This is a genomic window from Paenibacillus sp. LjRoot56, from assembly GCF_964253335.1.
In the GTDB taxonomy this organism is placed as follows: Bacteria; Bacillota; Bacilli; order Paenibacillales; family NBRC-103111; genus Paenibacillus_E; species Paenibacillus_E allorhizoplanae.
Genome location: NZ_CAXURV020000009.1, coordinates 1 through 25111, shown reverse-complemented (window position 1 = coordinate 25111; position 25111 = coordinate 1). Strand labels below are relative to the sequence as shown.

Annotated in this window: 24 protein-coding genes and 8 tRNA genes; 3 read left to right on the top strand and 29 right to left on the bottom strand. The window is 46.4% G+C overall.

Annotated features, from left to right (window positions below; translation table 11 throughout):
* Positions 1 to 17 precede the first annotated feature (17 nt).
* The 21 genes from rapZ to ACSQ8O_RS36375 form a co-directional block, all read right to left on the bottom strand.
* Positions 18 to 905, bottom strand: a complete 888-nt coding sequence (gene rapZ, locus ACSQ8O_RS36475; RefSeq protein ID WP_056611265.1) for an RNase adapter RapZ — start codon at positions 903 to 905, stop codon at positions 18 to 20.
* A 73-nt stretch (positions 906 to 978) separates the two neighbouring features.
* On the bottom strand, positions 979 to 1926 hold the full coding sequence (locus ACSQ8O_RS36470; RefSeq protein WP_236292866.1) for an ROK family glucokinase: 948 nt from the start codon (positions 1924 to 1926) through the stop codon (positions 979 to 981).
* A gap of 163 nt (positions 1927 to 2089) precedes the next feature.
* Positions 2090 to 3037 carry a thioredoxin-disulfide reductase gene (gene trxB, locus ACSQ8O_RS36465; protein ID WP_056611271.1) on the bottom strand — a complete coding sequence of 316 codons (948 nt, stop codon included), beginning with the start codon at positions 3035 to 3037 and terminating at the stop codon, positions 2090 to 2092.
* 149 nt (positions 3038 to 3186) lie between these two features.
* Complete coding sequence (locus tag ACSQ8O_RS36460) at positions 3187 to 4923, bottom strand: tetratricopeptide repeat protein (RefSeq protein ID WP_436245723.1); 1737 nt, start codon at positions 4921 to 4923, stop codon at positions 3187 to 3189.
* Positions 4924 to 5223: 300 nt separating this feature from the next.
* Positions 5224 to 6174, bottom strand: a complete 951-nt coding sequence (locus ACSQ8O_RS36455; RefSeq protein WP_056611278.1) for a ribose-phosphate diphosphokinase — start codon at positions 6172 to 6174, stop codon at positions 5224 to 5226.
* 74 nt (positions 6175 to 6248) lie between these two features.
* Positions 6249 to 7055 (bottom strand): histidinol-phosphatase HisJ, encoded by an 807-nt coding sequence (gene hisJ, locus ACSQ8O_RS36450; protein ID WP_436245722.1) that lies wholly within the window; start codon positions 7053 to 7055, stop codon positions 6249 to 6251.
* A gap of 26 nt (positions 7056 to 7081) precedes the next feature.
* Entirely contained in the window at positions 7082 to 7735 is a 654-nt protein-coding gene (hisIE, locus tag ACSQ8O_RS36445) for a bifunctional phosphoribosyl-AMP cyclohydrolase/phosphoribosyl-ATP diphosphatase HisIE (protein WP_436245721.1), read from the bottom strand.
* Positions 7732 to 8490 (bottom strand): imidazole glycerol phosphate synthase subunit HisF, encoded by a 759-nt coding sequence (gene hisF, locus ACSQ8O_RS36440; protein WP_436245720.1) that lies wholly within the window; start codon positions 8488 to 8490, stop codon positions 7732 to 7734. Before hisF ends, hisIE begins: the two co-directional genes overlap by 4 nt.
* Positions 8491 to 8520: 30 nt before the next feature.
* Positions 8521 to 9126: an imidazole glycerol phosphate synthase subunit HisH gene (gene hisH / locus ACSQ8O_RS36435; RefSeq protein WP_436245719.1), complete on the bottom strand. Its 606-nt coding sequence runs from the start codon at positions 9124 to 9126 to the stop codon at positions 8521 to 8523.
* Between the two features lie 2 nt (positions 9127 to 9128).
* Positions 9129 to 9737: an imidazoleglycerol-phosphate dehydratase HisB gene (gene hisB, locus ACSQ8O_RS36430; protein WP_236292860.1), complete on the bottom strand. Its 609-nt coding sequence runs from the start codon at positions 9735 to 9737 to the stop codon at positions 9129 to 9131.
* Complete coding sequence (hisD, locus tag ACSQ8O_RS36425) at positions 9738 to 11024, bottom strand: histidinol dehydrogenase (RefSeq protein WP_056611297.1); 1287 nt, start codon at positions 11022 to 11024, stop codon at positions 9738 to 9740. It abuts the gene before it with no gap.
* A 29-nt stretch (positions 11025 to 11053) separates the two neighbouring features.
* Positions 11054 to 11689, bottom strand: coding sequence for an ATP phosphoribosyltransferase (hisG, locus tag ACSQ8O_RS36420; RefSeq protein WP_056611299.1), 636 nt, complete (start codon positions 11687 to 11689; stop codon positions 11054 to 11056).
* Between the two features lie 42 nt (positions 11690 to 11731).
* On the bottom strand, positions 11732 to 12910 hold the full coding sequence (locus tag ACSQ8O_RS36415; RefSeq protein WP_056611302.1) for an ATP phosphoribosyltransferase regulatory subunit: 1179 nt from the start codon (positions 12908 to 12910) through the stop codon (positions 11732 to 11734).
* Positions 12911 to 13553: 643 nt separating this feature from the next.
* The gene (locus tag ACSQ8O_RS36410) at positions 13554 to 14450 is read right to left on the bottom strand and encodes a peptidoglycan-binding domain-containing protein (protein WP_436245718.1); all 897 of its coding nucleotides are present in this window, start codon (positions 14448 to 14450) and stop codon (positions 13554 to 13556) included.
* A 154-nt stretch (positions 14451 to 14604) separates the two neighbouring features.
* On the bottom strand, positions 14605 to 15096 hold the full coding sequence (locus ACSQ8O_RS36405; RefSeq protein ID WP_436245717.1) for an acyltransferase: 492 nt from the start codon (positions 15094 to 15096) through the stop codon (positions 14605 to 14607).
* The gene (ppaX, locus tag ACSQ8O_RS36400) at positions 15093 to 15752 is read right to left on the bottom strand and encodes a pyrophosphatase PpaX (protein ID WP_436245716.1); all 660 of its coding nucleotides are present in this window, start codon (positions 15750 to 15752) and stop codon (positions 15093 to 15095) included. The genes ACSQ8O_RS36405 and ppaX overlap by 4 nt, the downstream gene beginning before the upstream one ends.
* Positions 15730 to 16704: a prolipoprotein diacylglyceryl transferase gene (gene lgt, locus ACSQ8O_RS36395; protein WP_436245715.1), complete on the bottom strand. Its 975-nt coding sequence runs from the start codon at positions 16702 to 16704 to the stop codon at positions 15730 to 15732. The genes ppaX and lgt overlap by 23 nt, the downstream gene beginning before the upstream one ends.
* Positions 16705 to 16741: 37 nt before the next feature.
* Positions 16742 to 17683: an HPr(Ser) kinase/phosphatase gene (gene hprK, locus ACSQ8O_RS36390; protein ID WP_436233550.1), complete on the bottom strand. Its 942-nt coding sequence runs from the start codon at positions 17681 to 17683 to the stop codon at positions 16742 to 16744.
* Between the two features lie 287 nt (positions 17684 to 17970).
* On the bottom strand, positions 17971 to 19101 hold the full coding sequence (locus ACSQ8O_RS36385) for an ABC transporter ATP-binding protein (protein WP_173120442.1): 1131 nt from the start codon (positions 19099 to 19101) through the stop codon (positions 17971 to 17973).
* Between the two features lie 112 nt (positions 19102 to 19213).
* Positions 19214 to 20329, bottom strand: coding sequence for a PucR family transcriptional regulator (locus tag ACSQ8O_RS36380; protein ID WP_436245714.1), 1116 nt, complete (start codon positions 20327 to 20329; stop codon positions 19214 to 19216).
* Between the two features lie 132 nt (positions 20330 to 20461).
* Positions 20462 to 21313, bottom strand: coding sequence for an NlpC/P60 family protein (locus ACSQ8O_RS36375; protein ID WP_436245713.1), 852 nt, complete (start codon positions 21311 to 21313; stop codon positions 20462 to 20464).
* Between the two features lie 266 nt (positions 21314 to 21579).
* Between ACSQ8O_RS36375 and ACSQ8O_RS36370 the strand changes: the two genes are divergently transcribed.
* The 3 genes from ACSQ8O_RS36370 to ACSQ8O_RS36360 are packed head-to-tail and all read left to right on the top strand — an operon-like array spanning position 21580 to position 24084.
* Positions 21580 to 22176 carry a gluconate 2-dehydrogenase subunit 3 family protein gene (locus ACSQ8O_RS36370; protein WP_436245712.1) on the top strand — a complete coding sequence of 199 codons (597 nt, stop codon included), beginning with the start codon at positions 21580 to 21582 and terminating at the stop codon, positions 22174 to 22176.
* Positions 22173 to 23735: a GMC family oxidoreductase gene (locus tag ACSQ8O_RS36365; RefSeq protein WP_436245711.1), complete on the top strand. Its 1563-nt coding sequence runs from the start codon at positions 22173 to 22175 to the stop codon at positions 23733 to 23735. The genes ACSQ8O_RS36370 and ACSQ8O_RS36365 overlap by 4 nt, the downstream gene beginning before the upstream one ends.
* 49 nt (positions 23736 to 23784) lie before the next feature.
* Positions 23785 to 24084 carry an MTH1187 family thiamine-binding protein gene (locus ACSQ8O_RS36360; RefSeq protein ID WP_436245710.1) on the top strand — a complete coding sequence of 100 codons (300 nt, stop codon included), beginning with the start codon at positions 23785 to 23787 and terminating at the stop codon, positions 24082 to 24084.
* 91 nt (positions 24085 to 24175) lie between these two features.
* On the opposite strand, the gene ACSQ8O_RS36355 is transcribed toward ACSQ8O_RS36360, so the two are convergent.
* The 8 genes from ACSQ8O_RS36355 to ACSQ8O_RS36320 all read right to left on the bottom strand — a co-directional run bounded on the left by ACSQ8O_RS36355 (position 24176) and on the right by ACSQ8O_RS36320 (position 24985).
* A tRNA-Lys gene (locus ACSQ8O_RS36355) sits at positions 24176 to 24248 on the bottom strand.
* Positions 24249 to 24264: 16 nt separating this feature from the next.
* Positions 24265 to 24346: transfer RNA gene (locus tag ACSQ8O_RS36350), tRNA-Tyr, on the bottom strand.
* A gap of 44 nt (positions 24347 to 24390) precedes the next feature.
* Positions 24391 to 24463, bottom strand: a tRNA-Phe gene (locus tag ACSQ8O_RS36345).
* Positions 24464 to 24506: 43 nt separating this feature from the next.
* Positions 24507 to 24583 (bottom strand) — tRNA-Asp (locus tag ACSQ8O_RS36340).
* Between the two features lie 26 nt (positions 24584 to 24609).
* A tRNA-Thr gene (locus ACSQ8O_RS36335) sits at positions 24610 to 24685 on the bottom strand.
* Positions 24686 to 24695: 10 nt separating this feature from the next.
* A tRNA-Val gene (locus tag ACSQ8O_RS36330) sits at positions 24696 to 24771 on the bottom strand.
* An 18-nt stretch (positions 24772 to 24789) separates the two neighbouring features.
* Positions 24790 to 24866: transfer RNA gene (locus ACSQ8O_RS36325), tRNA-Met, on the bottom strand.
* A gap of 27 nt (positions 24867 to 24893) precedes the next feature.
* A tRNA-Ser gene (locus ACSQ8O_RS36320) sits at positions 24894 to 24985 on the bottom strand.
* Positions 24986 to 25111 lie beyond the last annotated feature (126 nt).

Here is a 25111-nt window from a genome sequence, read left to right as displayed (position 1 = left end):
AAGCCTCACATAGCCGTCTATACACGGTCCCGCTCGGAATCCCGATGACTTAGACGCACAGTCTCAGTCTCACTGTTCCCCATAACTTTACCTAGATATTCTGTAATTGCAACCGATCTATGTTTACCTCCTGTACAACCAATACCAACAACAACTTGGCTCTTGCCTTCCTTCTTATACTGAGGCATTAAGAAGTTCAGCATATCGAGCAGCTTTGTCAGAAATTCTTGCGTCTCTGACCACTTCATCACATAGTCATAAACATCTGGGTCCTGACCCGTCTGCGGACGCAGCTGCTCCACATAGTGAGGATTTGGCAAGAAGCGCACATCAAAGATTAGATCAGCGTCAATAGGGACACCATACTTAAACCCGAAAGAGATTACATTTATAGATATGCGATTAGCTTCTAGATTGGTGAACCGGGAAATGATTCTTTCTTTCAACTGCACCGGTTTCAGGCTGCTAGTATCAATCACCTGCGTCGCCAGACCCTTGAGCTCTTCAAGCAACTTACGCTCAAGACCTATTCCCTCAAGCGGCGCTCCGTCTGGTGCCAATGGATGGCGGCGACGGCTCTCTTTGTAACGCTGAACGAGCGTCCCATCCGTTGCGTCTAGGAATAAAATTTCATAGCTAAGGGTGTAATTTTCTTGGATATATCGTAAGGACTCTTGGAGCGCAGTGAAAAATTCACGTCCGCGCAAATCAATAACCAAGGCGACTTTGCCGATTTTACCCATCGATTGCACGATCAATTCAGCAAACTTCGGAATCAAGACGGGAGGTAAGTTATCAACGCAGAAGAATCCAAGATCCTCCATGCTTTGAACAGCTATTGTCTTGCCTGCACCCGACATCCCTGTAATAATGACCAGTTTCGCTAAAGGGTGGTTTTCTTCCATGCTTGACACCTTCCTTTGGTGTGCTTTCGCAGATCAGCTTTTGTTATCTACATCTGCGAACCGGTCTTGCCTACTATCGTAAATTCAATCCTGCAGCTCCAACAACACCAGCATCATTACCAAGTGTAGCAGCAACAATCTCAACACCTTCAGCTGCAGCTTCTGGTGTAAACTTGATGAACGTTTCACGAATTGGTTGGAATAGAATTTCTCCTGCCTTCGAAACACCACCGCCAATAATAAAGCGCTTAGGATTAATGACAACAGCTAGAGCCGCCATCGAACGTCCGATATAATAAGCCGCGCGATTTACGATGCGCAAAGCTACTTCATCTCCGCTTTTTGCATCATCAAACACATGCTTAGCTTCAATTTTCTCATGAAGAGCTAGTGATGTACGCTCACCGCGTTCTACCGCTTCCTTCGCCATGCGAACAATACCTGTTGCGGAAGAAACAGTTTCAAGACATCCCATTTGACCACAGCCGCACTGAATTGCTTCAATGTCAGGCACGATGGACATATGTCCAAGTTCCCCAGCCATACCGGCAGAACCTTGATAAATTTTACTGTTAATAATGATACCGCCACCAACACCTGTTCCAAGTGTATAGCACACGACGTTAGGGATACCCGCTCCAGCTCCAGACCAAGCTTCGCCAAGCGCAGCTACGTTCGCATCGTTATCAATTTTAACTTGTTTACCCAGAAGCGCTTCAAGCGTCTTCTTCGCAGGTACGTTATGCCATTGCAGGTTTGGTGAGAATTTCACGAAGCCTTCTGGAATATCCATAAATCCAGCCAACCCCGCGCCAATTCCAGCAACTTGCTCCCACGAATAGTCGGATTCTGCGACTACTTGACGTACATATTGCGCAATACGCTCAAGGACCGACTCTGCACCTAGTTCAGGTGAAGTAGGGCCTTCTAACGTTTTAAGAAGCTTACCTTGCTCATCACAAATACCCACTTTAATATTCGTGCCGCCTAGATCTACACCGATATAAATTTGATTGGACATTACAAGGTCACCTCATGAATAATCATAAAATTTTCGGGCATTTGCTCCTGTTCCCACTATAAGACAACACTGCCGGGAGGTCAAGATTCATCCACACCCTGTGTAAATGAGAAAACGTGGAAAGCGTAGCCCTCCACGTTAACTGAATTGCCATAATAATGACTTACAAGGAAATACTCCAGTCGTGTACGCTGTTGCCTTCAAGGAACTTCTCAGCTTCCAACGCTGCAGCACATCCGCTTCCAGCAGCTGTAATAGCTTGACGATACTTCGTATCTTGCACGTCACCACAAGCGAATACGCCTGGGATGTTCGTTTCTGTTGTTCCTGGCTTCACGACGATGTAGCCATGCTCATCTGTGTCGATTTGTCCACCGAGGAACTTCGTATTCGGCGTATGACCGATCGCTACGAAGATACCGTCAGTTTCAAGGATTTCATCTTCACCTGTTTGGTTGTTTTTCACTTTAAGGCCAGTAACACCTTTATCGCCCGCTACAACTTCTAACGGCGTGTTATTCAGTGACCACTTCACCTTCTCGTTTCCACGAGCGCGGTCTTGCATAATTTTGGATGCACGAAGCTCATCGCGGCGATGAACCAAACGCACTTCTGAAGCGAAACGAGTCAAGAAGTTTGCTTCTTCCATAGCAGAGTCACCGCCACCAACGACGATAATCTTTTTGCCACGGAAGAAGAAGCCATCACACGTTGCACATGTACTTACGCCGCGCCCGATGTTTTCTTTCTCGTTCGTGATGCCAAGCAATCTTGCAGACGCACCTGTTGAGATAATCAGTGTTTCTGTTTCGATCTCGCCAAGTCCTTCTACTTGAAGCTTAAATGGACGGTTCGTCAATTCAACGGAATTAACCCAACCTGTTTTGAATTCAGCGCCAAAGCGTTCTGCCTGCTTGCGCATGTTTTCCATTAATTCTGGTCCCATAATCCCTTCAGGAAATCCTGGGAAGTTCTCTACTTCGGTAGTTGTGGTCAACTGTCCACCTGGTTCTGGTCCTTCAATGACAAGTGGGCTTAGGTTCGCACGAGCCAGGTAAATGGCTGCTGTCAGACCGGATGGTCCTGTTCCTACTACGACTGATTTATACATATGATTTCCCTCCTAGGTGCTTTCCTAAGGAAAGCTCTCTTTAATTAGCGTGATTGATCAGCGATTGCTCAACGCTGTTTAGGGCAAGAACAATCAGTTTATCTATATGTATGAAAGCCGAGGCTTTCATGATGCATCATTCTCGGCTATCAAAGACTCGTAAACTTATTGAAAATCGCATCCATTTTTTCACGCAAGCCACAGGTATCGTCGATATGCTTCACATGCCGACTGACCGTGGAAACCGTGACGCCATAGCGTGTAGCTACTTCCTGATAGGAAATCGTACGGCGATGCATTTTGGCAATCAAATATTCTAACGCCGCTGCCCAGCCTGCAGATTTGTGAATCTTCGGCACGTTCGGGTACACCTTCGTTAGAAACTCAACCCACAGAATTTCTAAGTCATACTGTTGAACCATATCGTAACGCTTGTGCATATGCGATAGCGCTGTTTCCATCACTCGCTGCCATGTTGCATCCCATACGGGAAGATGAGGCGAGTACGGAGAAGCCTCTACCATAATGTCCTTATTTTCGAGATAAGCTGGAAGGGACTCGCGGATACCCATACTTCGCAGAACGAATATGGCAACCTTCTTCAAATAGTCATCCTCTTTATGATCCAGAATGAAATCCTGAAGCGCGTCTCTCACTTCGTTGTCCGCAATCAAGCCAAAGGCTTGAATAACTTGAAGCTTCGTTTCTACGTCGCCATGTCGCAAAGCCCAGAAGAAGGATGACCGCACAAGAGGATCTTTCTTCAATTGATCAGGGATTCCTTGCGTCGACTTCTCAAGCGCACGGAACTGCTCCTCGAAAGGCAGATGATAGTGGTAGCTCCAAGTAAGCGGAAGCGCCGACTTCTCTCTGACCCGCAATTGTTCTAAGTAGAACTTCGAAATTTCAGCACCAGGATCTAGCTTCTGAACCTGCTTCCACAAGCGGTACGCTTCTGCGAAACGACCGATATGGCAGGCAGCAACAGCCGCATAATGGTACAAACAAGGATCTGTTCCCCCGTCCCCCGCCTTCAATAGACGTTTAAACAGATGGTAGGCTTTCTCATGCTGAGCAAGAATACCCATCGTCGTAGCCAACTTGAACACATGTTCTTGTTGGAATGGAAACGTCTTGCCTAGCAGTGTAGTCAACTCAGCCAGTTCCTTCTTATTGCCAAAATGCTGATGGAAAATCGCCATATTGCAAAGTGCATGCAGATTACCAGGATCAATAACCAGCACTTCACGTATTGTTTCCATCGCCTTCTCGAATTGACCCATATAATAATAAGCCAATGCCAGATTATTGCGAGCGGCTGTGAAATCAGGCTGATTCTTCACTAATTTCTCCAACTGCTTTACTGCCTCGCCGAACTTACCTTCCTCGAGCAACGCACGGGCTTTATCATGCTCGAACAGCCCTTCTCGACTCTTGATGCTAGTGAGAGGGGCGGGACGATCAAGCTCGTAGCTCAGCATTTCCATCATTTCTTCGGATTCGTCCATGAATTGCCCTGTCGGGTCATTCTCCAAATACCGAACCAACGCTTGTTCTGCCTGCTCGAAGTTTTCCATGTTGGCATAGTTGTTCGCCATATAAAAGTGACATTCTGTCATCTCGGGATCAATGGTTTCAAGGATATGCTGCAAAATTTGGTTCGACTCGTCATAATTGCCAACTTCGGAGAGAACTCCTGCGAGATTGCAGTGATTCACAGGGTTATCCTGTTCATACTCTGCAGCCCGCCGGAAATATTTCAATGCCTTATCATAATGAAACCGATCCAAAGATTGAACCGCTCTCTCGAAAAAGAATGCGGCATCCATGTTTATTGAGATAACTTTTGGTTTTGGCGCTTCGGATTTGCGCTTTTTCTTTTCCATAGCAAGACACCTCCGGCAATTTGATTACCATCAAATTATACCATAGATCTCCTAGAAGCCAAAAACATTATCCGAAGGTAAGATATGGGCCTATAAAACGGTCTTCGATCCTGTTCCAATATAGACTTAAAAAGTCGCCTTTCAAAACCGAGAAGGTTGGACGATAATCCGAGGAACGAGGAACAGAGCGTAGGTGAGCCTACGTGAGTACCGCAGTTCCCGGATTTCGTTCAAGATTCGACGCCGAATATGCTCCTCTGAATATCCGCGTTTTCAAAGGTGATTTTTAAAGTTTCCTTATTATACGCCGCCGTATTTGAATAGGGACGATAGGGATCCACCATCTGTAATAATACGAACCGCATCGGACAGTAAAGGCGCTACAGAAAGCACATTAAACTTATCAGAGTGCCCCTCTGGAATCGCGATGGAATCCGTAATAATAACTTCTTTAATGCTTGGGTGATCGAGACGTTGCAGCGCTGGGCCAGAGAACACAGGATGTGTTGCACAGATGTAGACATCAAGCGCACCGCGTTCTTTCAAGCTTTCCACAACATTAACGATAGTTGTTCCTGTATCAATAAGATCCTCGATAATGATCGGAGTGCGTCCAGCAACATCCCCAATGACGTGTGTAATTACAGATTCATTGTGCTCTGGGCGCTTCTTAATCATCATAGCGAAAGGCGCATCGAGAATGTTAGCCATTTTCTCAGCTGTTGTCGCACGACCCGCATCTGGAGAAACGATAATGGGGTTCGGTAAATTTTTTCTTTTAATGCAATCACTAATTAGATCAAGTGCTGTCAGGTGATCCACAGGAATATTGAAGAAACCTTGGATCGCTGGCGCATGGAGATCAATCGTAACAACACGAGTTGCGCCTGCTGAAGCAAACAAGTCCGCGACTAATTTAGCTGAAATCGGTTCACGCGGAGCTGCTTTACGTTCTTGACGAGAGTAACCATAGTAAGGGATGACAAGGTTGATCGTTTTTGCAGATGCTCTTTTCGCCGCATCCATCATGACCAAAAGCTCCATCATATGCTCATTAATCGGATGGGAGAAGGTTTGTACCAGAAACACGTCGCAGTTACGAATCGTTTCTTCGTAAAGGCAATAAATTTCTCCGCTTTTGAAACGTGATAATTTAATTTGTCCTAGCGGCTGGCCGAGCTCTTTACAAATACTTTCCGCAAGCTTCGGATTCGAAGATCCGGAAAAAATTTTAACATTGTCGCTATGCATGGTTAATGGTTACCTCCGAAGGTTCATTAAATAGATTATATAGTCCTATTCATTATACATGATACGTGTCGAATTTAAAAAGTCACAAGATGTCGTTTTCGAGCAGAAAATGTGGCTATTTCGTTAAATCCAATCGCTTTTAATGACTCTCTAGCCTCATCCAAATACTGAGACAACCGTTCCGGCTGATGCGCATCCGATCCAAGCGTCACTGGAATTCCCACCTTATGGCAATATTCCAACATGCGGCGGCTTGGAAACATCTCTTTACATGGATGACGCAGGCCTGATGCATTCAACTCAATCGCAAGTCCATACTCTTTAACGGTATCTAATGCTGCTTTCTCCAATTCCCACGTATCGCGATCTGGCACGTAACCAAATCGTTTGATCATATCGATGTGACCGATATAGTCATACAGTCCGGTTCGAACTGCTTTCTTCACTGCCTCGTAGTATTGGGTATAAACTGCAAAAATATCCTTACCTTCCCAACCTGCCAGCTGTCTAAAATCAGAAATATCCCAGTCGCCTAGAAAATGAACCGAACCGATCACATAATCCCATGGGTATGCGTTAATGATGGCAGCAATTTCACTTTCAAAGCCTTCTACATAATCGCCTTCTAAGCCCACGCGAATATCGATCTGATCCTTGTACTTCTCCTTGAGATGAAGGCATTCTTCCACATAACGTGGAAGCTCCTCCATCGGCATCGCCATTTCTGGCCAATATGTTTGCGGGTCGACATGCAAAAGCGGCATATGATCAGAAAGCCCCAATTGGGTAAGCCCGATCTCGATGCCGCGTTTGACGTATTCCTCCAGTTCCCCAGAGGCGTGACCGCAGCGCACATGATGTGTATGATAATCAATCAACATCGTGAATTCACTCCAGGTCGTTTACTTTATTTTTTGACGTGACGATTAGCCAGCTCTTTCATAATATCATCCAATGGCAATTTATTATTACGCAAAAGAACCATTAAATGAAAAATAAGATCGCTCGCTTCATAACGAAGCTCTTCATTGTCTTTATTTTTAGCTGCAATAATGACTTCTGCTGTTTCTTCGCCCACTTTTTTGAGGATCTTGTCGACACCTTTTTCAAAAAGGTATGTCGTATACGCACCCTCAGGACGCTCCGCGTCACGGGAAGCAATAACAGCTTCAAGTTCAGCCAAAATAGCGAAACGATCACCGCCAGTAGTAGTAGCAGCCTCCTCAACAGAACCTTCCACTGCGATGTTCGAAGTGAAGCAAGTGTACGAACCATTGTGACAAGCAGGTCCTACTTGCTCAACAAGTACAAGCAGCGTATCCGCATCACAGTCGTAGCGAAGCGCTTTTACCTTTTGCGTATGACCGGAAGTTGCCCCTTTATTCCAAAGCTCATTACGTGAACGGCTCCAGAACCAAGTGTCCCCCGTTTGAATCGTGCGCTGCAAGGACTCACTGTTCATGTAAGCCAGCATCAGCACTTCTTTACTTACCGCATCTTGCACGATGGCAGGGACAAGTCCTTGCGCGTCGTATTTAATTTGATCCACTGAAAATGTCATCGAATTTCAACCCCTTTACCTTTCAGGTCATCTTTGACCCCGTCTATCGTTAATTCTTTGTAATGAAAAATCGTTGCCGCCAGCCCTGCATCGGCCTTGCCTTCGGTAAACACATCGTAGAAGTGTTCCGCTTTTCCCGCTCCGCCAGAAGCAATCACAGGAATCGTTAGCAGCTCGGATACAGCACGTGTCAGTTTCAAATCAAAGCCATCCTTCGTTCCGTCCGCATCCATGCTCGTCAGCAAGATTTCACCTGCACCTAACTCCTCTACGCGCTTCGCCCACTCCAGCGTCTTAATGCCTGTCGGTTTGCGTCCACCATGCGTGTACACTTCCCACTCGCCCCACTCGGGATTGAACTTCGCGTCAATGGCTACCACAATACACTGGGAACCGAACTTCCGTGCACCATCCGAAACAAGCTGAGGATTAAGCACCGCTGCCGTGTTGATTCCGATTTTGTCCGCGCCTGCACGAAGGAGACGTTTCATATCATCGACACTTGAAATCCCGCCGCCTACAGTAAACGGAATTGTAATCTCGCCTGCTGTTTGACGAACGACCTCAACCATCGTTGCCCGCCCTTCGACCGAAGCCGAAATATCGAGAAACACCAGCTCATCCGCGCCTTCTTTATCATAAATTGCCGCAAGCTCAACCGGATCACCAGCATCACGTAAATTCACGAAATTTACGCCTTTCACCACTCGGCCATCCTTGACGTCAAGACAAGGGATAATTCTTTTGGCTAACATGCTCAGCACCTCCTTGAGACTATTTCCGCGTTATTTACACAGAGTTAAAAAATTACCCAATAGCTGCATACCGATATCGCCGCTTTTCTCTGGGTGGAACTGCATGCCGTAGACGTTGTCACGACCAACAATTGCTGTTACAGGTTGATAATAGTCAGTCACAGCCAACAAATCGCTTTCCCGCTCCGGCTTTGCATGGTAGGAGTGTACGAAATACACATGCCCTTCTTCAATCCCTTTGAAAATAGGACTCTCACTCTGCTTATAGCTCAGACGATTCCAGCCCATATGCGGCACTTTGTAGTCTCCGCGGAAACGTACAACCGTACCTGGCAGAAGCCCTAGCCCCTCATGCTGTCCATGCTCTTCACTGCTGGAGAACAATAGCTGCATCCCTAAACAAATGCCGATCGTAGGCTTTCCAGACGCCGCATACTGCTTAACGACCTCATCCAGTCCAGATTCACGTAGATGCTCCATCGCATCACCGAATGCGCCGACACCGGGAAGGATCGCGCCTTCTGCTGCTAGAATTTGTTCCGGATCTCCCGTCACAACCGCTTCATAGCCGAGCCGTTCAACCGCTTTGCTCACACTATGTAAATTACCCATTCCATAATCAATAATGGCGATCATGCCTACAGCACTCCCTTCGTCGAAGGAACCCCCTGCACACGAGGATCAATCGATGTTGCTTCATCCAGCGCACGTCCCAACGCTTTAAACACACCTTCAATCATGTGATGCGTGTTTTCACCGTAATGCACAATAACATGCAAAGTAATACGAGCTTCTAGCGCAAATTTCCAAAGGAACTCTTTTACCAGCTGTGTTTCAAAGCTGCCAACATTCGCTGTAGGGTATTCAGCACGGTACTCAAAATGCGGACGGTTGCTGATATCAATCACAACTTGAGCCAATGCTTCGTCCATCGGAACGAATACGCTCGCGTAGCGTTTGATGCCTCTCTTGTCGCCGAGCGCTTCACGTAGTGTTTGACCTAGACAAATCCCGATGTCTTCCACGGTGTGATGATCATCGATTTCGATATCGCCTTTGGCATCCACTTTCAAATTGAAATGACCATGCTTGGTGAATAAATCTAGCATATGGTTTAGGAAGGGAACGTCCGTTTGGAGTTCCGAAACTCCTGTACCATCCACTTCAAAGGAGAGCTTGATGTCCGTTTCATTCGTCCTACGGGCTACACTCGCTGAGCGAGTTCTTACTTGATCCTGTTCCGCCATCTAGGTCAACTTCCCCTCTTTTTTAAGTCTGATCTCTACGGCACGCGCATGACCTTCCAGCCCTTCATTCCGAGCCAAAGTCATAATCATGTCTCCGTTTGCTAGTAAGGCTTCCTTGCTATAGTGAATGACGCTTGATTTTTTGAGGAAATCGTCCACATTCAGTGGCGATGAGAATCGTGCTGTGCCATTCGTCGGCAGCACATGGTTCGGACCGGCGAAATAATCGCCAACAGGCTCTGTGCTGTAGGCGCCTAGGAAAATAGCACCTGCATTTTCAATGCGCGGCAGCCACGTGAAAGGATCCTGCACAAGCAGCTCACAGTGCTCCGGCGCCAAGCGATTGATGACGTCCACGCCTTCGTCGAGTGAGTCGACAAGCAGGATCGCACCTTTCGTCGCTGTTGAGACAGCGGCAATGGCTTTCTTCGGCAGCACATCCAGCTGCCGCCATAGCTCTAGCCGAACCTCTTCGGCTAGCTCGCGGGAAGGTGTCACCAGAATCGACGGTGACATCTCATCATGCTCGGCCTGCGCCAGCAAATCGGCCGCCACGTACTCAGGATCGGCGTGCTCGTCAGCGAGCACGACAATGTCGGTTGGTCCGGCGATCATATCGATATCGACGACGCCGAACACGAAGCGCTTCGCCAGCGCGACGTAGATGTTGCCGGGGCCGACGATTTTATCGACCGGCGCGATCGATTCTGTCCCGTAGGCCAGCGCGGCAATCGCCTGCGCCCCGCCTACGCGGTAGATCTCTTTCACACCCGCTTCGGCTGCTGCCACGAGAATATGCGGGTTGATGCCTTCTTCGCCCGCGGTGGACGGTGGCGTCACCATCGCGATCTCCGGCACCCCTGCGACGATCGCAGGGATGGCGTTCATGAGCACGGAAGACGGGTACGCCGCCTTCCCGCCGGGCACGTACAATCCGACCCGCTTCAGCGGTCGGATGATTTGGCCCAGCAGACTGCCGTCTGGCTGCAGGTCCATCCACGAATTGCGTTTCTGCTTCTCATGAAACGCACGAATGTTAGCGGCGGCTTGACGCAGCGCCGCCAGGAATGCGGCGTCGACTTGCGCGTACGCCGCTTGGATCTCTTCGTCGCTGACGCGAAGCTCAGCGACGTTGACGCCGTCGAACTGCTGCGCTAGGCGGCGCAGCGCGGTATCTCCGTCCTGCCGCACCTCATCGATGATGCGGCGGACGGACTCATTTTGCTCGGGTGAGCCGTATTCGACCTCGCGGTTTAATTGAAATTCGGAGGCGGGCATAATCCGCATCTTCATCTTCCTCTCATCTTTACTACAAGCTATAATTTCACTATTGGCAGTACGTCCTGCAGCATATCACACAACCGTTGGATGGAGTCATTCTTCATCCGATAACTCACACGATTCGCAATTAAGCGGCTCGTGATCTGAAAGATTTCCTCTTGCTCGACAAGACCGTTTTCCTTCAAAGTTTGGCCGGTCTCCACCATATCTACAATGCGGTCAGCTAGTCCGATTAAAGGCGCCAGCTCGATCGACCCATTCAACTTAATGACTTCTACTTGCTGTCCCTTTTCCCGGAAATACTGAGAAGCTACATTCGGATACTTAGTCGCAACGCGTGGGTTAATTACTTGTTTCCAATCCGGCAATCCAATCACCGACATGCGGCATCTTGCGATCCCTAGATCAAGCAATTCGTAAACATTCCGATTTTCTTCCATCAGAACATCCTTGCCCACAACCCCGATATCGGCAACGCCGTACTCCACATAAGTAGGAACATCGACCGGTTTGGCTAAAATAAATTCCATCTTCGCCCCTGGCACAGGGATAATCAAACGGCGGCCTTCTTCCAGATCCTCTGGAATAGGCAATCCTGCTTTCGTAAACAGCTTCGCTGCTTGTTTATAGATACGGCCTTTCGGCATCGCTACTTTAAGAATATCATCCACCGTTCCAACCTCCTCCAAACTTCCCTCATCTATGCTGAGAGGTTATTCCGCAATCAGCTTCATTACGTGGTATCCCACTCTGTCTAGGTCATTGCTTTGTTCTTTCGTGACAAGCTGTGTGATAACGATACTCACTTTAATGTTTTCATCGCTTCGCATATCCTTCGCCAGCTGCAAAGCCTTCTCACGATGCTCCGCATCGTAGGCGATAAGCACACGAACTGGTTGTTCCACTTGCTCTTTACCAGTTACTTCAAGGATGCGATTCGTTTTCAATGCAAACCCTGTCGCTGGAGCTGGACGTCCAAACTGACTCAATAAATTGTCGTAACGGCCTCCGCTGCAGACAGGGAAACCTAGTTCAGCAGCGTAGCCTTCAAACGTCATACCTGTATAGTAGGAGAAATCCCCAATCATCGTTAAATCAATGACCACGTGCTCGCTAACACCGTAAGCTTTCAGCACATCCCACACTTCGCATAGATGTCGGATCGCGTCCTGTGCGATTGGATGCTGGGAAACCATACGAGCTTGCTCGCAGATTTCATCACCGCCACGAAGCCTTAGCACGCCGTTCAGCTCACGCTCAACATCAGGCGCCAGAGAAAGCGACTTAATTGCTTCCCGGTATCCGACGTAATCACGGCCGAGTAAATGCTCTTTCAAGGAAAGCTGCGCATCGGTGCGTCCGTCCAATGTTTCTTGGAATAACCCGTTCAGAAAACCAACATGGCCAAGTGCAATCTTAAATTTCTCAACGCCAGCAGCTTGCAAAGAAGCAATCGCTAGCGCCACAACTTCGGCATCCGCTTCCGATGTAGCATCACCGATCAACTCAACGCCAGTTTGATAGAACTCTGAATCTCTGCCCGCTTCTTCTTCAATGGAACGAAAAACATTCGAATGATAAGAAAGACGGAGTGGAAACTCTTGTTCCTTTAAAAGCGAGGAAGCTACACGAGCGATTGGAGCTGTTAACTCCGAACGCAGCACGAGCGTTTTTCCTTTGCGGTCAAGCAGCTTGAACAGCTTCTTATCCTCTGTCGAGCTTGCTACACCAACTGTATCGTAATATTCAAGTGTAGGTGTAATAATCTGGTTGTAACCCCAGCGTTCCATACAGGCCAATACACGGAATTCTATATTTCTGAGTTTAGCAACCGCATCAGGCAAATAATCTTTCGCGCCTAACGGTTTTTCAAATACTTTTGGCTTCGACACCGTCTCACCTCTATAAGTAGGAGTATAATCAGTTGTTCTCAATTTATTGTTTATCAATTACTTCAGTACGTTAACGTGCTACCATACTACCAAAATAAAGAATGTACGGCTATTTTAACACGTATCTTTAGGACCGTCAATTGTCTACGCCTTGTTCAGCGCTTTAAGAATGGCATATAAACCCATACGTCGTCAACTGTATATGGAGAAGCCTATATTCACGGCTTTATGCTATATCATTTTGGATCTTCCCGCTTTTCATCCACTTATATTGTGTAGTAGCAGTCCCATTACCTCCACCACCTATCTAACTGGAAAACCTCCAGTTAATTTGAGGGAAATCCACTCTTTTCAACCATTAGATGGATTTTCTACATTTATTTTCGCCGAAAGTAGCTCGTCGAGCTCAAATGACTGAAATTAACAGCAGAAAATCCATCTATTTGCTTTAGCCGCCGAAATCCTGTCCATATAGATGCATAAAATCCAGTTATTTGCCTCGCCCCGTAGGAGTCTTCACCAAACGCATACGGATTCTTGAGGCGCATTGTGACGCTGACGCATACCGGCGATCAGCATACTTTCTGACAAAAGGAAAAGGCATGCTGCCGCGGCAGCATGCCCTCTTCTAGATAAATCTAGATTAGTCTTCCTCTACAGGTCCATTCGGGGTTTTACCGCCACCATTAGGTGCCTGTGGTTGACCACCATTTGGAGCTTTATTCCCATTTATACCATTACCATTAGGCGACTGTACTTGTCCATTACCGTTACCGTTACCGTTGCCATTCGGCGCTTGTCCATTTTGCCCGTTGCCGTTACCGTTGCCATTTCCATTGCCATATGGTGCTGGTGTTGCTCCACCGTTCGGTGCTGGCGTTTGACCTCCATTTGGTACTGGCTTCGGTCCACCGTTAGGTCCCGGTGCTTGTGTCGCACTTGGACCTTGACCTTTGCCTCCTCCATTACCGCCACCTTCGAACTTTCCACCGCCTTTACCACCTTCCTGACCTTGGCCTCCGGCACCGCCTTTACCGCCTTCCTGACCTTGGTCTCCGGCACCGCCTTTACCGCCTTCCTGACCTTGGCCTCCGGCACCGTCTTTACCGCCTTCCTGGCCTTGGCCTTCGCCGGCGCCTCCACCGCCGCCTTGCCATTTACCTTTGCCTTTACCGCCGCCTTGACTCTGGCCAACACCCTTAAGCTTCATATAGCCATAGGTGATCGACTCGAGCGTACGGCTATCTACAGCGCCTGTTACCGGCAGCCCATGCTTTTTCTGAAAGTACTTTACACCCTGAACCGTTGCATTATCGTAGTAACCATTAATATCACCAGAATAGCTGCCTAGTGATTTCAGCATCCCTTGGATCACATACACATCGGGTCCCTGCGCCTCTTTACCGACAGCCAAACTTATTGTCGGCAAGGATAAAAGCAGCATAAGAGCTAGTACTACAACTCCCACTCGCTTTCCGAGAGACCTTCCAAAGTTACCTTTTTTCACATCTGCGATTTTACTACGATTCCATTGCTGCACTTAAGCGACACCTTCCCTTTTCCTATGATTTCACTGCGTCTATACTATTCCCAAAATGCCATTTTTAATAGTCGTTTTCCACAGATTCTGTTTCCTTTACATAACAAAAAAGGACCCAACATCACAATGACGTTGAGCCCATCTTTCTTTCCTCTTACTTTGTACTGCCCGACCGAATAACCTGCATCGGATTACCTGCCACGAAGCTATTAGGGGCTACATCCTTATGGACGACAGAACCCGCACCAATAATCGCATAATCACCAATCGTCACACCTGGCAGAATTGTCGTATTAGCCCCAACCATCACATGAGATCCAATACGTACATCACCTAACCGGTATTCCTTTGTCAAATACTCATGCGCCAAGATCGTCGTGTTATAACCAATGATTGTATTACTCCCAATGTAGATCCGCTCGGGGAAAAACACATCCACCATCACCATCAAGGCAAATGCCGAGTGCTCACCAACTGTCATTCCTAGAACACGACGATAGATCCAGTTCTTCAACCGCAAGGATGGCGAATAACGGGTGATTTGAATCCAAACGAAATTCCGCATAGCCTTCCACTTACTGACCGTTTGATAAATTTGCCACAGCGCATTTGGGCCATCTACAGGATACTTCTCTGTCTGCCTCAATCAACCTTCACTTCCGACGATATCCCAACTAGCGGCAACAGGTCAAACATATCATCGACAATATGGTCTGGGTTGTACTGTTCTAAATAAGAGCGCCCCTTCCAGGACCAGGATACACCAACAGAAGTAACTCCTGCATTTTGAGCAGCCTCAATATCATAATGACTATCGCCTACCATCATGGCTTCTTCAGCCGAGCTGCCTAGCTCTTTCAGCGCTGCAAAGATACCCTCGGGGCTCGGTTTTGGTTCTTTTACATCATCCACTGTTACAATAGCGCTGACGTAAGAGTCTAATCCACAAAGTTTCAGTCCCATCAATGTGGTAAGTCTGATTTTACTTGTCACGATTCCGATTTTGATACCTTTTTCGTGAAGCTTAGCCATTACCGTACGTACGTTCGGGAATTCCTGCACAAGCTCATCATGTTTAGAAAGGTTAAACGTACGATATTTAGTAATCAGCGCCTCAACTTCTTTTTTGCCTGTGAAAAACTCCATTTGCTCCACTAGCGGGCGACCCATATTGGGAATAATAAGCTCCCGACTAATAGGTTCAGGTGTTTCGCCTTCCAAGCTATGCAAGAACGATTGTACAATTAACTCATTCGTGTCTACAATCGTGCCATCCAAATCAAATAGTACGGTTTGAATCATAGTTTACTCCTTTATCTGTCTCTTCATCATTGACTACTTTGTTTTTATCAAGCGCTAGCGTAGATACAATTGGATCCGAGTAACGTTCATTGGAATAGCCCTTTTTCCTTCTAATAATGATCATGATCACGGCCGCAATGACAATTAGCAATGCAAGGAGTTGGGAGAAACGAATATTCCCTCCATATGTCAGTACGCCTGGTTCAAACACAATTTTCATAGGTGACCATAACGCATTCATTAATGAAGCTAACCAACCTGGCCCCGTGATGTCTAAGCTGTCAGTACGAATCCCTTCAATAAAGAAACGACCGATCGAATACCAGATGAAATAACTTAGAAATAGCTCTCCCGCTCGTAAAAAGGGCCTGCGACGAAGCCAGAACAAGACCAGCAGACCTACAAAGCTCCATATCGATTCATACAAAAACGCAGGGTGGTAGAATGTCCCCTCGATGTTCATTTGATTCACAATAAAATTCGGTAAATGCAGGCTATCTCTCAAAAACGATTCTTCTACCGGACCACCGTGAGCTTCCTGATTCATGAAATTGCCCCAACGACCGATTGCTTGTCCAACAATTAGACCCGGCGCAAGGATATCAGCAATTCGAAAGAAGTTGTATCCTTTGGCCCGAATATAGAATGAAGTACCGATAATAGCCCCGATCAGAGCGCCATAAATTGCAATCCCGCCGTGCCATATCATGAATACTTCCCATAAATTATCCTTATAATCAGCCCATTGGAAAGCTACATAATAAATTCTAGCCCCAATAATGGCAGAAGGAACCCCAATTAACAATAAATCCATGAAGAAGTCAGGTACGATTTTAAATCGCTTCCCTTCCCTGATTGCCAACATTAAACCGATTAATGCGGCTGTTCCCAAAATAATGCCATACCACCTTACATGAATCGGCCCTAAGGAGAACGCAATACTTTCTAACATAGTTCCACTCCTTTATTTGGTGAGCTTACGCCCTCTTTCAATCAAAATCCTCAAAATCTTCATTCAACGATTCTGTCAGCTTATTCGTAAACTGCAGCGCCGCGTTATAACCCATACGCTTTAAGCGATAATTCATCGCAGCAACCTCAACAATGACGGCTAAGTTTCGGCCTGGTCTTACAGGTATCGTAACTAGCGGCAGATCCGTATCGATAATCCGCGTTAGCTCCTCATCTAAGCCCAAACGATCATATTGCTTCTCTTGCTGCCAATTCTCCAATTTCACAACAACCGAAATCTTCTTTACATTACGAATCGCACCTGCACCGAATAGTGTCATGACGTTAATGATACCTACGCCGCGGATCTCAAGTAAGTGACGAATCAACTCTGGGGCATTACCCGTTAATACTTTATCGCCATTTTGCCTAATTTCAACCGCATCATCCGCAATCAGTCGATGCCCTCGTTTTACAAGCTCAAGCGCAGTTTCACTCTTTCCGATCCCACTGCTACCGGTAATCAGCATACCTACCCCATAGACATCAACAAGTACACCATGGATTGTCGTGCTGGGCGCAAGCTTATTTTCAAGAAAACCAGTTAATCTGCTTGCAAAAATCGTCGTTGACAGCTGCGTTCTTAGCACCGGAAGATCACGCTTAGTTGCCTCCTCGAGCAATTCAACGGGAACATCCAGTCCTCGTGTTACAATAATACACGGCGTTTCCTCAGGAGCGCAAAGCTGTTCCACTCGGTTTCTACGAACACCCGTCGTCAACATCTCTATAAACGTAATCTCTGTTTTTCCAAGCATCTGAATTCGCTCTTTGGGATGGTAATTGAAATATCCCGCCATTTCTAGACCAGGGCGATACAAGTCACCAGTAGTAATCGGTCGCTTCAGCCCACCCTCACCTGCTAACACTTCCATATGTAGCTGTTCCATCATTTCGGAAACCTTTACCTTTTTGGCCATTGTCCTAACTCCTCCGAATTTGCTTATGTACCATTTGCTTTCCCTTGTTGCACGCAGGCTTCCAATAGTTTCATCGTAATGGAATACCTAATTGAAATCAACTACTGTGTTCATGAACCTCGAAATATGAGAAAACTTCTATCGAAGCCATTCAAAGATGAGCGACCGCGTTTATATGTAAGTTTTATCGCCAATAGGAAAGTATATGTTTTCTGAGGCCGAAAACTTATACTTTCCTATGTGGAACAAAAAAACCAGCCGATAACGGCTGGCCTTTCAGTACATTCCTATAGGTTTGGGTTAACCAAGATGGAAAGTGTTGATTCTTTATCGAAGAAATGAACTTTGTTCATGTCTAATGCCAATTTAACGTTAGTACCTTCTTTGATTCCGGAACGACCGTCAACACGAGCAATTACTGTGTTAGCGCCGATACCATTCAAGTACAAGTACATTTCGTGTCCCAAGTTCTCAGTCAATTCAACGTTTACGTTGAATACTGTGTTCGGGGAAGCTTCCAAGAATACTGGCTCTTCGTGAATATCTTCTGGACGAACTCCCAGAATCACTTCTTTGCCAACGAATCCTTTGTCTTTAAGAACTTGTGCTTTACCAGCTGGAACTTCAACGTTAACAGTACCTGCTTTGAAGAATACACCGCCGCCTTCAGATGCCAATGTTCCGGACATGAAGTTCATGGATGGGGATCCGATGAAACCAGCAACGAACATGTTCACTGGGAAGTTGTAGATTTCTTCTGGTGTAGCAGCTTGTTGAATAATACCTTTATCCATAACAACGATACGATCGCCCATTGTCATTGCTTCGATTTGGTCATGCGTTACGTAGATCGTTGTAACACCAAGACGTTTTGTAAGTTTTGTGATTTCCGCACGCATTTGTACACGAAGTTTCGCATCCAAGTTGGAAAGCGGCTCATCCATTAAGAATACTTGTGGCTCACGAACAATCGCACGACCCAAGGCAACACGTTGACGTTGACCACCGGAAAGCGCTTTTGGCTTACGATCAAGCAAGTGAACGATATCTAGAATTTTCGCTGCTTCGCGAACGCGAGCATCGATATCAGCTTTTTTGAATTTACGAAGTTTCAATCCGAATGCCATGTTTTGATAAACAGTCATATGCGGATAAAGAGCGTAGGATTGGAATACCATCGCGATATCACGATCTTTTGGAGCTACGTCATTTACAAGGCGGTCTCCGATGTAAAGTTCACCTTCAGTGATTTCCTCTAAGCCTGCGATCATACGAAGAGTTGTGGATTTTCCGCAACCGGATGCACCAACAAGAACTACGAACTCTTTGTCAGCAACTTCAAGATGGAAATCTTTAACTGTTGATTCTTCTGCACCAGAATATCTTTTAACGATATGATTTAAACGTACGCCTGCCATGATTTCATTCCCCCTACAATTTATCGTTCAAATGCTTTATTTATCAACATTTCTATATACACATCTTACCCTACAAGTGGCGGACTGACTATGCACAATCCCTACAAAAAAATCACTTTCTTTTCGTTACTTTGTACAATAGCAAGGCCAGACGTACCAAAACCGCATGATTAAACGTTCTAACATCCAGTCCCGTTTCGTTCTTGAACTTGTCCAACCGATAAAGCAGGGTATTGCGATGAATATAAAGCTTCTTCGCGGTTTCACTAACGTTACAGTCTAGTGTAAAGAAATGCTCCAGCGTCGTTACCGTCTCGCTATCCAGCACATGATCTGTGCCGCGAAGCACCTGCTCAAGGAAATCTGTTTTCTCCTCTTCCTCTATAAGGTGCAACAGCTTCTCAAGACGAAGCTCCCAACGCAGATGAATAAAGCTGCCTACGTGGAACGATCGGCCCAGCATAATGGTTTCACGCAGCTTAAGCACGGTAGCAAACAAAGACTTCGCCGGTTTCACAGGGAAATCAATGGCAAGATGGCATTCACCTACCCATTCATTCGCCAACATCTCATATAAACCTGAGCCAAGTGCATCAAGGGTTTGCTCAACACTTTCTTCCTCGTCCCCATCGCGTTCTTCGCTGCCGCTTGTAATAAGAACCTCTGGTGCTAGGATTAACCACTCTTTTTCCAGTAAAGGAATCAGAATAATCTCCGCTTCAAAAAAAGACTCCAACAGCTTCTTAAGCTCCGTATACGATACACGCTGGTTCTGAGGATAGTCCCCATACAACAAGAGAGGGATTTTGGTTGAATACAACGATGACTGTGAAGCAAGCGCATCTGGAAGCTCTGCATGGCCTGTACCGCGTTCCATTTGCTGCAGCAGCCAGTCTCTTAATTGATTCGACTTCCTTTCATCTTCTGACAGATAGGAGCCGAATTGCTTCTTCTCTACAGTTTGCTTAGATTCAATCGTAAGCTCGACGAGTTTGCGTTCTGAAATAGACAACTTACTCCCATTTATCTTTAGGACACGAACTTCTTTATGATCCTGTGAAATGAAGAAAAGGACTTCCTCTCCCCGGATCACACTACGACTCAATCCTTCTTGGCGCTCTCCCTGATCCTCCACAAGCTGGTGCCATTCGGAATCCGGTATCAGGCTTATCTGTATTGGCGATTGTAAAACCGCTTCCAATCGCTCCTTGACATGCTCCCAAATCATCTGCCTTCACTCCTTATTGCCAATAGCATCTTCTATATTTATCTCTCTATTGTACCATATGTCTGCCTATTCCTGTGAATCGAAAGGAACCCTCCTGCCACAATTGGCAAGAAGGTCCATATGAAAGAGGTACTATTTGATTACGCGGCGAGCCGTTACGTAGTGATCTGCCCACCATTCTTTATTCATCGAGGTGAATTTGACACCACCTTCACCGTACGTATGAATCATCATGCCGTTACCAACATAAATACCGACATGTCCAATGTTTTTACCGGAATCAGGCGTTGTAAAGAAGACCAAGTCTCCGGTTTTTAAATTACTTTTACTAACGAAAGTGCCTTCCTTCGCTTGGTCGCGAGAAACACGTGGTAGCGTAATCCCATAAGCAGCAAACACCGTTTTTGTAAAAGAAGAACAATCCATTGTTTTGGTTTGACCATATTTCGCACCAAATACATATGGAGTTCCAAGATATTTCTGAGCGGTAAGGATCAACTCGGCTTTCAAACGATCCTTAGCTGAAAGAATACTTCTTCCACCAATAAAGCTGCCCTTAAGCTCACTTACATTGCGAGTGACGACTTCGTCTTTGCTCTGGGATGCCATGACCATTTTACCTTGGCCTACATAGATCCCAGCAAACGTTGGTTTTGAACCACTACCAAAGAACAAGACGTCACCTGGCTCAGCTTTATCTATTTTCGTGATTTTCGTGGATTTCATGTTGAATTGATCCGCTAAAGTTCTAGGTACTGTGTAATTTAACGTTTCATAGACATAATAGATCAGTCCTGATGAATCAAACCCTGCAGAAGGTGTTTCATCACTTTTGGAGTAATCTATGCCAACCATTTTTTTGGCTAAAGAAACGGCATCCATATCATCATTTGCGGCATAAGCGGAAACAGCAGTTGTTGCTGATAATGCGATCGTAATCGCAGCAGTTATTCCTAGCGTGCGGTGTGCAAGACTCTTTAACATTGTATTTCCTCCTGTACGTGCTCTCTTGGGTGAGTTGGGTAAAATGGAAAACATCTCAGTTACTAGTACAAGATTACCATGGTAATGAAAAGACTTTCATTCCTAAAATATTTCCTAACCACCATGACATTGGCAATGGTGCCAATTGTTTCATTTTATTAAAAACACAACTTCATAGGTGGCATCCTCATATTCTTCATGGATTTGGAAATAATTGTAGTAGCACTTTTTGGTTTTTATTCTCGTTAGCTATGGAGGTGACAAGCATGAAAGATCATAATCATTATCCAACCTTTGATGTCATGGAAGAAAGCAGGGAATGGGATGTACACACGAGATCCATTGTGAAAGCTCGACTTATTCGTGAAAATGCATACGGATATGTAACGGTCATTGAGGCCGAAACGCTTCGTGCTTGGTGTTCACTGCTTATGGACGATCATCGCGGAGAAATCATTCAATACGTCATTAACCATATCGATCAGGTACTATCTGAAAATAAAGGTGAGGGACATCGGAAAGTGAGCACACCTCCGGTTCGACTACTTTTACGTCAAGGACTCAAAGCGATTGATGAAACAGGATGGATTGCGAATAGTCAGCCTTTCTTTCAATTAGATGAGACGAACCAACGGAGCATTATGCTTCAGATCAGCAACGATAACTATCCACCTACGAAAAATTGGGAAGGCATTCCTCAAAAAATTTTATTCCAAAAGCTTCTTCAACTCTGTGTAGAAGCCTACTATGCTCATCCTTTAGTTTGGTCGGAAATTGGGTTTGGAGGACCTGCTTATCCTCGCGGATATACCCTTCATAGTCCTGACCAACTAGAGTCCTGGGAGGCTGCAAAACGATCATGAAATGGAGATATGAAGATGAAACCGTAGACATTGTCATCGTAGGGGCAGGTGCTGCTGGAGGCGTTCTAGCCAAAGAACTCAGCGAAGCCGGACTCGGTGTGGTTGTGATTGATGCGGGGCCTTGGCGTGATCCTGGGAAGGATTTCGCAAGTGATGAACTGAGTATGAAGCGCCTCGCTTGGGAGGATACGCGTCTTGTTGATGCAACCGAGACATTCGTTACTGGAAAGCATCATTCGGGAAAAGGGGTTGGCGGCGGCACCCAGAACTTTACGGGGGTTTTTCTGCGATTTCATGAATCTGATTTCAAAACGAAGGCCATTGATGGTGTTGGGGAAGATTGGCCCATTCATTACAAAGATTTGGAACCCTATTACTCGCGTATTGAAAAAGAAATCTCCGTTTCCGGCCCTAAGCATTTCCCTTGGGGAAATTTTCAGGGGCCATATCCCTTTCCAGAACTAGATTCGCTTAGCCCTAATGCTGTCTTATTTCACAAAGGCTGCAAATCTCTTGGTATTCAATCCGCACCTACACCCTTAGCCATTCTCTCTAACCCGTTAGATGGCCGCTCTGCTTGTACCAATCGTGGGTTCTGCCTACAAGGTTGTATGCCTAATGCCAAATTTAGCACGTTGATCGTGCACATTCCCAAAGCAGTTCAAGCAGGCGCCGAAATTCTCGCAGATTGCAGAGTCACTCAGATCGAAGTTAATGACTATGGCCATGCTTGTGGGGTTCTGTTCGTCCACGAAGGCATAACCTATCGGCAACGTGCCAAAACTGTTATCCTCTGCGCGCACGTTGTGGAAACACCTCGTTTGCTACTCCACTCCGCCACACCTCAGTTCCCTGATGGATTAGCCAATTCCAGCGGATGGGTAGGCAAGGCGATTATGACGCATAGCAGCAACGATGTTTATGCCAAGTTTGAAGAGGAAGTCCGATTGTACAAAGGAACACCCGTGCTGGCATCTACCCAAGATTTCTATGAGACAGATCCACGTAGAGGCTTTGTCCGCGGGTATACCATACATGCTCACGGCTCTCGGCCTATAGAGATGGCAGAAGGCATTCGCAAGGCCACTGAGGCGCCTTTGTGGGGCTCGTCATTCAGAAAAGCTATGCAGGATTACAACTTCTATGGTCGTCTCAAAATGGTAGGAGAAGTCCTTCCCAATTGGAACAATCATGTTGCGTTAGCTGATGAAAAAGATGAATATGGCATACCTATGGCTTCCTTAGCCTTCAATTACTGCGATAACGATCTCAAGCTGCTGGATCATGCTGTTGAAAATATGAAGTTGATCCTCCGTGCAGCTGGTGGAGAGATCTCCTATGTCGTTCCAGATACACAACATCTGATGGGTGGTTGCCGGATGGGCAATGACGCCGCTACATCCGTGGTGAACTCGTACGGTCAAAGTCATGACATACCGAACCTATTCATTTGCGATGCTAGCCTATTCGTCACCTCTAGTGGAGGCAATCCTACGCTTACCGTAATGGCCTTAGCAGCAAGAACTGCTGATTACATCATTGACCTTGCCAGCTCCTGATTGTTATCCTTAACAACAAGTAAACTAAAGGAAGGAGCTTCTGATCTCTATGGCTATTGCTGAATTCACCATCATCCCCATCGGAACGGCCACAACCAGCCTGAGCGGCTACGTCGCTGACCTCCATAAAGAATTAGAGCGACATGAAGATATCCGCTTTCAAATGACACCCATGGGTACCATCCTGGAGGGCCCTTTAAACCGTTTATTCGAGGTCATCCGTGCCGTCCACGAGGTTCCCTTCTTGCATGGTGCTGCTCGTGTCTCCACGTCCATCAAAATCGATGATCGCCGCGACAAGCACGCCTCCATGGAACAAAAAATGCAGTCCGTCACTGACAAGCTCTAACAGCAAAAAAGCATCCTGCTATAGGATGCTTTTTCTATATATAATGGAAACAAAAAAAGACCCTACGGTCTTGTACGTTTACTTATAAAAGTGAGTCATGTAGGATTCGAACCTACGACACCCTGATTAAAAGTCAGGTGCTCTACCAACTGAGCTAATGACTCGTAGGTGAAAGGAAAATGGAGGCTGATGGATTCGAACCACCGAACTCGAAGAGAGCAGATTTACAGTCTGCCGTGTTTAGCCACTTCACTAAGCCTCCAGATACGAGATACCCGTACTGCCAAAGCAATACAACCATCTCAATGGCTTTGGACGGAATCGAACCGCCGACACGAGGATTTTCAGTCCTCTGCTCTACCGACTGAGCTACAAAGCCAAATGATTATTTATAGCATGTCCTACATTAATTGTAAAAGAAATGGCGGAGCTGACGGGATTCGAACCCGCGGTCTCCTGCGTGACAGGCAGGCATGTTAGGCCACTACACCACAGCTCCATGCTACAAAGGTCTTACCATAAAAATGGTGCCGTCGAGAGGACTTGAACCCCCAACCTACTGATTACAAGTCAGTTGCTCTACCAGTTGAGCTACAACGGCATAAAGATGATGGTGGAGGCTGACGGGATCGAACCGCCGACCCTCTGCTTGTAAGGCAGATGCTCTCCCAGCTGAGCTAAGCCTCCATCTGGTGTTTGGTTTTATGGTAGCGGCAGAGGGGCTCGAACCCCCGACCTTACGGGTATGAACCGTACGCTCTAGCCAGCTGAGCTACGCCGCCACATAAAAGTGTATATATATTTGGAACTGGCGGAGAGAGAGGGATTCGAACCCTCGCACCACTTACGCAGTCTAACCCCTTAGCAGAGGGTCCCCTTATAGCCACTTGGGTATCTCTCCAAGATATATATACGATTCAGGAATAGTATTCCCTGAAAACTAGATACGAAACTTCAACGTAAAGTTCTTACTTAGGAATTTTGGTTAAGCCCTCGACCGATTAGTATTCGTCAGCTGCATACGTTG